Genomic DNA, 9,327 nt, shown 5'->3' on the forward strand with positions numbered 1-9,327 from the left:
ATGGCCGCGTAGCGCCCCTTCCTGCTGATCAACTCCTGGTACGTAGTGTCCTCGATAACGGTTTGCCAGCGCCCATGGCCTGTACGGGTAGGAAATGCGGTCATGGCTACGCGGGCAGGAAATGTCGGTGGGAAGTATCTGCGGTAGCTGATCAGGAGAAGCTCCGGAGGCTGATGAGCCGGCCGGGTCTTAGCGGACCGCCGGCCGCTGTGACGAGCTCGGCGGTCTGCTCGATGGTCTCGGCCCGGTCGATCTCCGAGCGCTGTTCTCCGGTGCTGCGTCCCGTGACATAGACCGTCCCCCCGCCGCGCCCAGCTCCACCGCGATGCCTCGCCCGGCACCGCGCGTAGCCCCGGCGACCAACGCGATCTTGCCCTTCAATGTGCTGCCCATGCGCCCGAAGCTAGTAGCGATACCCGACAAGAGCTGTCATCTTTTACGGGACCTCGGCGCGGCGGGTCGCTGGGTGATGGGGATGCCATCGGGGGTTGCCGGTCACTTCGCGACGCGGTATTCGAGGTGGGTGACTCGATCGGCGGTCGTCAGCTTGAGGTTGGCTGCGCCCGGCAGGTCGTCGAACAGTCGGGTGCCCTCGCCGAGCAGTACAGGGGCCAGGTGGATGGTGAACTCGTCGATCGAGCCCGCCGCGAGGTACTGCCGGACGAGGCCGGCGCCGCCCGAGATCCGCACGTCCTTGTCGCCCGCGGCGGCCCTGGCCTGTGCCAGCGCGCTTTCGACGCCGTCAGTGACGAAGGTGAAGGTAGTGCCGCCCCTCCTGGCCCAGGGCTCGCGCGCGTGGTTGGTGACGACGAAGACCGGGTGGTGAAACGGCGCCTTCTGTGGGCGCGGGCGACGGGGCGGTATTGACGTGAGCGTGGGGTGGAGGGCGCGGTGTTGGCGTGGCCAGGGCTGAAGGGCCAGGGCTGCGGGGGTAACGCTGTCTGCGTTTGGGAGCTGGGGCTGAGGCGGGTGGCCCTTTTGGCGTTGCGCACCGAGTACGGGCGTGGTGGAGGTCTGGGGCGTAGCCAAGGAGAGTGGGTGGATTGAGTGGGGACGTCGCCCTTTTGGGCGTTGTCCCCACTGGGCTCGCAGGTACGTGGCGTCACCCTGCCGCCGATCACCCAGCCGACCGGAGCTGTGCTCCCGTGCAGTCACGTCTCCGGAGGCCTTGGGGGCGATCAACGGCATGGTTTGCGTTAGCGCCGTTCTCTGCGATGCCGCCCCCTGGCATTCGTGCGCGAGCGGGGTGAGTCGTCCTGGGGTGAGGTGCCGTCTGTTGCCCGGTTGAGCTGGTCAGGTTGGTGGCGATGCCTATGGGTTGGCGTTACGGTCACATCCGCCAGGGGGGTTGAGCAGGTTTCTGGGGCTTTGTCGGGTCGGGTGATCTGAGGGGCCTGCAGGTTCGCGTCGGCCGCTGGTGGGCTGCTGAGTCTCTTGTTCGCAGCGGGTTTCGGGCGCCTTCCGGTCTCTGTATTCCACGCGGTTCCCGTGTCGCGGCCGGGTTGAGTGTCTCGGTGAGGCTCCGAGGCGGCGCTGTTCGCGGGCGATGGCTTGGGGTTTGTGCGGGCTTCGGCATCCGGACTCGTTCGAGGGGCTGGGACGGTTGGGGTGCGTCGGCGGGCGCGGGTGTGCCTGCGCGTCGGGGTGCGCCTGCGTGACAGTAGAGCGATCAGGAAGAGGACGCCCAGGAGAGTGGCCACGCTGGCGGCCGGCACCAGGGATGTCGAAGCGGAGCGCATCAGGAACTCGAGTGATGGTTCCGTTGGCGGTGTGCCTGAGAACGTGGCTCGGACCGGATTCCGAGCCGGGGAGGTGAGCTGGCTGGCGCTGGTTGACGGGGGTTTGGGGGAGGAAGGGCCGGACGGTTGCGTGGTGAGGGGCCACATGCTGGACGGCGACGGCTGCGCGGGACGGGGTGGGGCGCTCGTGATGCCCCAATACGGCAGCAGGCGGATGTGGGCTTGGCCGAGCAGGAGCAGAGGGTCGAGGTAGCGCGGGCCGCGGAGGAGGCCCCAGTGCAGGCAGGACTCCCGACAGTGGCCGGGCATGTTCTCGACCACCCCCAGCACGCCTCCTAGCGTGATCGGTTGGCCGCGCCGTACCGAGGGCTTGACAGGCAGGTACGTGGTGCGCAGGCCGCCCGCGTGATCGACCGTCACCACGCCTCGGCCTCCCACGGGACCCGCGTAGCGGACCACGCCGGGCCCCGCCGAGAGGACCGGTGTGGCGGGTGCGGCCGCGAGATCCAGGCCGCGGTGCCCGGAGAGCCACGGCTCGGGTGGCGGCGTGAAGGGGCGGAGGATCTGCGGACGCCCGTCGAGCGGCCAGCGCCAGGCCGGGCGCGCTGCGGCCGGAGCGGCGGCGATGACCAGCAGGACGACGGCGAGGGCGAGGGAGACCAAGGTTCCGTAGGTGGTGGTCAGCAGGGTGGCCGGCACAGCGGTATGGCGCTTCGTCGACGACAGGGGGAGAGGGGGACGTGTCGGCGGGGTTGGGACGGAGTCTCGTGGTGGATGGCGTGAGTTGGGTGGGTCGGGAGATGACAGGACGGCGTGATGGGGTGTGCGGGTGCCGCGCGCCTGTGCGGGCCTTCGCGCCAGGGGTGGGGGAGTGACGTGCACCGCTGGGTGGGGTTGGCAGTGGTGATTCATGCGGACAGTTTGTGAGCGCAGCGAGGGCGGTGTGTCGTGCGAACGTCATTCTGTGGACGACGGCGGGCTATCCACAATCGGGCGGTTGTACCGCCGTTCCTGACGGCGGGCGCCGCGAGGGAGGCGGTGACGAGGCGGGAGTGGTCTTAGGGCCAGGCCGGTGGTTCGGCGATCCAGCCCGTGGTGAGGATGAGGCGGGTTCTGCGGTCGATGGTGAGGAAGCCGAAGGGGCGGTCGAACGCGACACTGATCCGTTTGGTGCGGTGGGGAGGGCGGGGAGCGACACCCGCCGCCACGGCGCCGAAGGCGGTGACAGCGGCCGCTTCGAAGCCGTCCGCCTGGAAGCTGGCGGTGCAGCTTTGCGCAGCGGCCGAGATGGCCAGGGGCTGGTCGCTGATCGCGGGGAAGTGGCCGCGGAAGGCGTCGGTGACGGCGTCGAGGCCGAATACCTGTGGGTGGGCGAGCAGGTCATGGTCGGAGCGGACGGTGAAGGGCGGCACCATCACCCGGAGCTGGGGCTCTTCGCGCGTGTAGGTGTAGGTGTAGCCGACTGTGATCCCAGGGCCCGGACGGGTGCCCGGCACGGCGTGTACCGGGGTGCGGTGGAATCGGCGGGCCAGCACGTCGATTCCCGCGGTGAGGACGTCGGCGGCGGTTCGGCCCTCTTCGCCCAGCAGCAGCAGGACGTCGATGCCCGCGCGCCCCATCACCTGGAACACCGTCAGCGGCCCGCCGGGGGTGTCGGCGACCTGCACGCGATCGAGAACGTGGGTCAGCCGCCACAGCGCGCGGATCTCCTGACCGGCCCACGGGCCGGTCGCGATGTCGGTCACGTCCTCGTTGAAAGGGTTGAGCCACGTGGTGCGGACGGCCTAGGCGCTCGGCCCGGCCATGGCGACAGAGCCTTCACCGCAAGTGGCCGCCCAGCGAGCTGTGAGATCGTTCGCGGCTGTGACCACCGCCGCCCCTGCTCCGCTGTGGCACGCCCGCCTCCTGATTGTTCCGAGAATGCTCTCAGCTCAGGTTCAACCCAGACAATCGGATTCATCCGGGTGCCAGACGAGAACGGGGAGTCACTGGTCGCGGCCGAGGCGGCGACAGCCCACCCTCAAGCGGCTCGCTCCTGACCGGGAGCGCTTGTAGACGCCGACGCCGACGCCGACCACGGGTGCGGCTGTGGCTGTGGTGGCCGGCCGGCGTGGTGGTGTCCAAGGCTTCGGGCAGGGATCGGAGGCTGAGCGGCGACGGAGGCCTATTCCCTGGCGATGCGCCCTGTCGGGGGTGTGGTGCGGTGTAGTTCGAGGGCGGCGTCGACCAGGTCGACCCGGCTCAGGCTGGACACCTCGTCCAGGTCGAACCAGGCGGCCTGATCCGTCGTCCCGCCGACCTCGTGCCGGAGGTCGCCGCCCACTATTCGGACGGCATAGACCACCCGCAGCGCGTGGAAGTCGATCCTGGCTCCCGGTTCGCGGAGGGAACGTCGCCTGGAGTCGATGCCTAGCAGGCGTTCGGCCTCGACCTGGTAGCCGGTCTCCTCCTCCACTTCCCGGGTCATCGCGTCAAGGGGGTCCTCGCCGTGTTCCAGCCCGCCGCCGGGCATGGTCCACAGACGCTCGCCGCCGTCGGGTGAAGTCACCCGCGCCAGCAGCACCTGACCGTCCCGCACGCACATCCCGTACGCGGCGACGCGCCGTCTCCGTAGCAGCGGTAACTCGTCGGCCGTCTCTGCCATGGCATGCCCTCCTTCAGGATGCTTCACGAAGAACGATCATCGCAGGAGGAGTCCGCCGAGAAAGCCCGTCATGTGGTGGTCGGCCCGTTGTGGGAACGCAGGGGGGAGGTCCAGATCCAGATGCTGCTCAGCGCGATGCCTGCCGCGCAGATCAGGATGACCGGACGCAGCCCGAGGAACTGCGCCATCACGCCGCCCGTCAGGCCGCCCAGTGCCAGGACGCCCTGCACCGCGAAGGTCGTCGTGGCGTTGACCCGGCCGCGGAGTTCGGGGGTGGTGCTGCGCAGGATGATCGCGCTCATGCAGGTGGCGAACGCGACCACGATGCCGCCCGTGATCGTGCCGGTGACGGCGAGGAGGCTGAGCTTCCACCAGAGAGGGCCGTCCAGCAGGCCGACCGCCAGGATCTCCAGCGGGAAGCACAGGACCGACCAGAGCAGGATGCGGCTCTCGCCGTAACGGCGTGACAGGCGGGCGGTGATCCAGGCGCCGAGCAGGCCGCCGACGCCGCCGAGCGTGATGAGCAGGCCGATCAGGCCCTTGGGGATGCCGAGGGTGTTCACCATGTAGAGCATGTAGACGGCCGTGTAGGCCATGGCGAAGAAGTTGATGGTGACGCCCGCTCCGAGCAGCGCGCGGAGGACGGGGGTGGTGACGCTGACGCGCAGGCCCTCCACGACGTCCCGCCACATGCCCCGGGACGGGGCCGGCTGGTGCCGCTCCGGGGTGCGGATGGCGCGCAGCAGCAGGGCCGAGCCCAGGAAGGACACGGCTTCCGCCAGTACGGCGAAGGGGGCCGTCAGGAGTTGCACCAGGAGTCCCGCCAGGCTGGGGCCGCTGACCGAGGCCACCGAGTAGGAGGCGTTGAAGCTGGCGATGGCCTGCGTGCGCTGCTCCTCGGGGATGATCGCGGCGATGTGCGGGAAGTTCGCCGCCCGGAACAGGACTCCGGCCGAGCCGATCACCAGCGCGACGACGATCAGCCAGGAGACGCTGAGCAGCCCGGCGAGCCACGCCAGAGGGACCGTCGCGGCGGCGGCGCAGGAGACCAGTTCGCAGGCGATCATCAGGGGGCGGTGGCGGGTCAGCCGGTCGGCGAGCGCGCCCGACTGCAGGCCGAACAGCAGGGCGGGCACCGAGGTCGCCGCCGTGAGCAGGCCCATCTGCGCCGGGGAGGCGCTCAGGAGGGTGACCGCCGTCAGGGGGACGGCCAGCTTCGAGACCTCAGAGCCGGTGACCGAGATCGTCCGGGCGGTCCACAGCAACCGGTAGCCGCGTTGCTTGCGGAGGGGCGGCGGCTCCGTCTCGTCACGGGCCTGGAGGGGTGGCGGCTCCGTCCCGTCATGGGAGGTCGTCCGGACGGGCGTCGGGTCGGTCATGAAAGGCACTCCAAATCGTGAAGGGTTTGCTTCACGACTGTGAAGGTATCCCTTCAGAGTTGTGAAGGCAATGCTTCACGGCTGATCCGGGTACCTTTGACCGCATGACGCGGGACATCGAGTCGCTCAGTGATCCCAAGGCGATGCGAGCTCTGGCCCATCCGGCGCGTTTGACGATCCTGAACCAGCTCGGCGTCGTGGGCAGCGCCACCGCCACCGAGGTCGCCGAGATCGCCGGCATCACGCCCAGCGCGGCCAGCTACCACCTGCGGATGCTGGCCAAGTACGGGTTCGTCGAGGACGCGCCGCCTCGCGGGGACGGCCGGGAACGGGTGTGGAGGTCGGTGGCCAAGTCGCTGTCGATCGCGTCCCGCCCGGGTGATCAGCAGGACGTACGCGAGGCCAAGGACCTGCTGATCCGGGCGTTCCGCCGGGACGCCAACGAGGCGGTGGAGCGCGCCCTCGCCGTCGGCGACCGGGAGCCCGACGAGTGGAAGGACGCCACCCTCCTCAGCCGCATCCTGCTCAGGCTCGACGCGGCCGAGATGAAGCGGCTCGGCGAGGAGATCGACAAGCTGCTTCAGCCGTACGTCGCCCGCCACCGGAGCCCGGAGGACGCGCCCGAGGGCGCCAGGGTCGCCGAGGCCCAGGTGAGCCTGTTCCTCTCTGCCCAGCGTCCGACGCCCGGCCTGCCCACCGAGGACCACGACGCGAGCTGACGGCCCCCGGCGCAGCGGGATCGCCGCGCTTCGGCTCGGTCGGTGGACTCCCAGGAGAAGCCCTCGCGCCCGAAGCGGCCGTACGCCGCCGTCTGCGAGTAGATCGGACGCAGCAGGTCGAGGTCGCGGATGATGGCCGCGGGTGACGACCTGCTCGGCGAGGTCGGGGGTCAGCAGGTCGTCCAGGTCGATGTCGGCCGACTGGGCGCCGATGGACGTCGAGACGCCGCGGATGCGCTGGCAAGGAGATCCTGTGCGCGGCGCATCGGACCACGGTCGAGATCCGTCCGTGTCCCGCACGAGGCGGGACGGCGGCGGGCCCGACCTGTCACCTCCAGCTCTTCGACATGCCGCTGGAGCCGGCGACGCCGATCATCTGGTGGGGCGCGTGGTCGAGGACCGGGTCGGAGGCGGCGATGGCCCGCATCAGCTGCTGGGTCCTGCCGGATGGCTCCACCCGCAGCTCCCGCCGCAGGACGGTGTGCAGCCGCTGGTAGACGTCGAGCGCCTGCCACTGCCGTCCGGCGCGATAGAGGGCGAGCATGTAGCCCGTCTGGAGGGTCTCGTTCAGCGGATGCTGGGCGCACAGGACGGCCAGCTCGCTGAGGAGGCCGTGGTGGCGTCCGAGGCGCAGTTCGGTTTCGATCCACATCTCGACGGCCGACAGGTGGAGCTGTTCGAGCCGCATCACCTCCAGTTCGAGCTGGGGACCGATGGGCACGTCGACCAGGGGTGTGCCGCGCCACAGGCTGAGCGCCTGGGCGAGCAGCGTGGAGGCGCGGGCGTCGTCGTGCGCCTCGACGGCCTGGGCACCGGCCCTGATCAGCCGCTCGTGCTCGCTCGTGTCGAGTTCGTCGTCGCAGAGCTGGAGCTGGTAGCCGCTGTGCCGGGTGACGAGCAGGTCCTTGCCGGTGCGCTTGCCGGTGCGACCGCGCGCGGTGTCGAGCTTCCTGCGCAGCTGCAGGATGTAGGTCTGGAGGGTGGTGTTGACGCTGCGCGGGACCTTGTCGTGCCACAGCTCCTCGGCCAGGGTCGCCGAGGTCACGAGCCGGCCGTGGTTGAGCGCGAGCAGGGCGAGGATCTGCCGCGGCTTGCCGGCGGACGGCAGTACGGAGACACCCGAGTCCCATGCTTCCATGGGGCCGAGAACTTCGATTCGCATGCTGGCTTTCCTTGCTGTCAGGGAGGAAGAGGGGGCGCGGGTGTCAGGGGAGGCGCGGGACGTCCGGCGGGCAGGGCCAGGTCTCGTAGTCGAGTAGGCCCACCGAGTGGACGTGCCAGCCGTCGAGGTACGACGAGGTGGCGAGGACGCGGTGGCAGAGCAGCCGGGCGGCGGCGATGACCCCGGCGCAGACGCCGGCCGCGAGGAGGGTGGTGATGCTCTTGGAGGTGATGCGGCTGAAGGTGTTCATCGTGCTGCTCCTGACTAATTGGCGGTTCCTTTGGCGCCGGACCGGACGCCTTGGTGAGCTGATTATTGGAGCCTGTTCGGAGGGGTGGCCATTGTTTTGGCGTTGCACCAACCGGCCGGGCACTATGGTGATGTGTCGAAGAATGATAAGGCGCCGCTGACCAGGTGGGATATGCTCATGTCACCATCCGTCCTGGCACCTTCCGGCCATCAGGGAAAGCGATCTCCGGGAGCTTTTCGATCGGGAAAGACTTCCGTCCTAAATGCGCATGGCTGGCTCACGGCGACGCGTGGTGGCCGCACTAGAAGTTGACGGAATAGCGTTCTGTTGCTGACAAAGCATTGTCGTTGCCCGGTCGCTTTGGCCCGATTATTGTTGCGGGGACTTTGCACGGCTGCGCCACACGGGGTGAGGGAGCTCGTACATGCTGGAAGCGCTGGGGTTGAGGTCGCAGACACAGACCGTCTACTTGCTCATGCTGGACCACCCGGAGTGGGGGCCGGAGCAGCTCGCCGCGCATCTGGGCCTGTCCGAGGCCGACATCCGCGCCGCACTGGACGATCTCGCCGACAAGCACCTGCTCCGTCCCGACCGGCTGGAGCAGGGGCAGCTGCGTCCCGTCAGCCCGGAGGTGGGCCTGTCGGCGCTGCTGGCGCGCAGCGAGCTGGAGCTGGCCGCGAGGCAGCGGCAGATCGAGGCGACCCGCACCGCGGTCGCCACCCTGGCCTCGCGCTACAGCGGCAAGGGCGCGTACGCGCCCGAGCTCGTCCACCAGCTCGTCGGGCTTGACGCGGTGCGCAACCGGCTGGAGGAGCTGGCGGAGTGCGCCCGGCACGAGTGCCTGTCGTTCCTGCCGGGAGGGGCGCAGCTGCCCGACACCATCGAGGCGGGCAAGCCGCTGAACCACCAGGCGCTGGAGCGCGGTGTCATCCTGCGCACCATCTACCAGGAGAGTTTCCGCAACGACCCGGGAACCCTGCAGTACGTGCGGTGGCTCACGTCCATGGGCGCGGAGACGCGGACCGTGCCCTCGCTGCCCATGCTGATGATCATCGTGGACGCGGAGGTGGCGCTGGTCCCGCTCGACCCCGGCAACGGCCGCCGTGGCGCGCTGGAGCTGCGCAGCCAGGGCGCCGTCGCGGCGATGCGGGTGCTGTTCCAGCAGTTCTGGAGCGTCGCCACCCCGTGGGACGAGCGGCCGGCGGCCGACAGCAGGGGGCTGTCCAGCAGAGACAGGGAGATCCTGCTGCTGCTCGCCGACGGTCACACCGACGAGTCGATCAGCCGCAAGCTGGGGTTGTCGCTGCGCACCATCAGGCGGCTGGTGTCGGAGCTGATGAAGCGGCTGAACGCGCGCAGCCGCTTCGAGGCGGGCATCCTGGCCGCACGCAACGGCTGGCTGTAACCCCGGGCCGCGCGACGAACGGCCGCGGC

The 9,327-nt window shown here is 69.6% G+C and carries 9 protein-coding genes and 2 pseudogenes; 2 read left to right on the forward strand and 9 right to left on the reverse strand.

The annotated features are described in order from the left end of the window. Positions 1-196: 196 nt before the first annotated feature. The 6 genes and pseudogenes from ABZ297_RS32365 to ABZ297_RS32390 all read right to left on the reverse strand — a co-directional run. A pseudogene (locus tag ABZ297_RS32365) lies at positions 197-393 on the reverse strand (short-chain dehydrogenase); the annotation flags it as partial. A gap of 102 nt (positions 394-495) precedes the next feature. Beyond that, positions 496-1,188 carry a dihydrofolate reductase family protein gene (locus tag ABZ297_RS32370; RefSeq protein ID WP_355354072.1) on the reverse strand — a complete coding sequence of 231 codons (693 nt, stop codon included), beginning with the start codon at positions 1,186-1,188 and terminating at the stop codon, positions 496-498. A gap of 8 nt (positions 1,189-1,196) precedes the next feature. After that, a complete protein-coding gene (locus ABZ297_RS32375) occupies positions 1,197-2,651 on the reverse strand; it encodes a M23 family metallopeptidase (RefSeq protein ID WP_355354075.1) in 1,455 nt (484 codons plus the stop codon). 146 nt (positions 2,652-2,797) lie between these two features. Continuing rightward, positions 2,798-3,484 (reverse strand): serpin family protein, encoded by a 687-nt coding sequence (locus ABZ297_RS32380; protein WP_355354078.1) that lies wholly within the window; start codon positions 3,482-3,484, stop codon positions 2,798-2,800. Positions 3,485-3,903: 419 nt separating this feature from the next. Then, the gene (locus tag ABZ297_RS32385; protein ID WP_355354081.1) at positions 3,904-4,383 is read right to left on the reverse strand and encodes an NUDIX hydrolase; all 480 of its coding nucleotides are present in this window, start codon (positions 4,381-4,383) and stop codon (positions 3,904-3,906) included. A gap of 68 nt (positions 4,384-4,451) precedes the next feature. Continuing rightward, a complete protein-coding gene (locus tag ABZ297_RS32390; RefSeq protein WP_355354084.1) occupies positions 4,452-5,762 on the reverse strand; it encodes an MFS transporter in 1,311 nt (436 codons plus the stop codon). Positions 5,763-5,866: 104 nt separating this feature from the next. Between ABZ297_RS32390 and ABZ297_RS32395 the strand changes: the two genes are divergently transcribed. After that, positions 5,867-6,481: a helix-turn-helix domain-containing protein gene (locus tag ABZ297_RS32395; protein WP_355354087.1), complete on the forward strand. Its 615-nt coding sequence runs from the start codon at positions 5,867-5,869 to the stop codon at positions 6,479-6,481. 17 nt (positions 6,482-6,498) lie between these two features. Here ABZ297_RS32395 and ABZ297_RS32400 read toward each other — a convergent pair. From ABZ297_RS32400 to ABZ297_RS32410, 3 genes and pseudogenes are all read right to left on the reverse strand, one after another. Next, positions 6,499-6,624 (reverse strand): annotated as a pseudogene (locus ABZ297_RS32400) (methionine adenosyltransferase domain-containing protein); the annotation flags it as partial. 185 nt (positions 6,625-6,809) lie between these two features. Then, positions 6,810-7,643, reverse strand: a complete 834-nt coding sequence (locus ABZ297_RS32405) for an AfsR/SARP family transcriptional regulator (RefSeq protein WP_355354090.1) — start codon at positions 7,641-7,643, stop codon at positions 6,810-6,812. A 43-nt stretch (positions 7,644-7,686) separates the two neighbouring features. Then, positions 7,687-7,893, reverse strand: a complete 207-nt coding sequence (locus tag ABZ297_RS32410) for a hypothetical protein (protein ID WP_355354093.1) — start codon at positions 7,891-7,893, stop codon at positions 7,687-7,689. A 424-nt stretch (positions 7,894-8,317) separates the two neighbouring features. On the opposite strand from ABZ297_RS32410, the gene ABZ297_RS32415 reads away from it, so the two are divergent. Further along, entirely contained in the window at positions 8,318-9,298 is a 981-nt protein-coding gene (locus tag ABZ297_RS32415; protein ID WP_355354096.1) for a helix-turn-helix transcriptional regulator, read from the forward strand. Positions 9,299-9,327: the final 29 nt, after the last annotated feature.

This window comes from Nonomuraea sp. NPDC005983, assembly GCF_040614375.1.
Lineage (GTDB): Bacteria > Actinomycetota > Actinomycetes > Streptosporangiales > Streptosporangiaceae > Nonomuraea.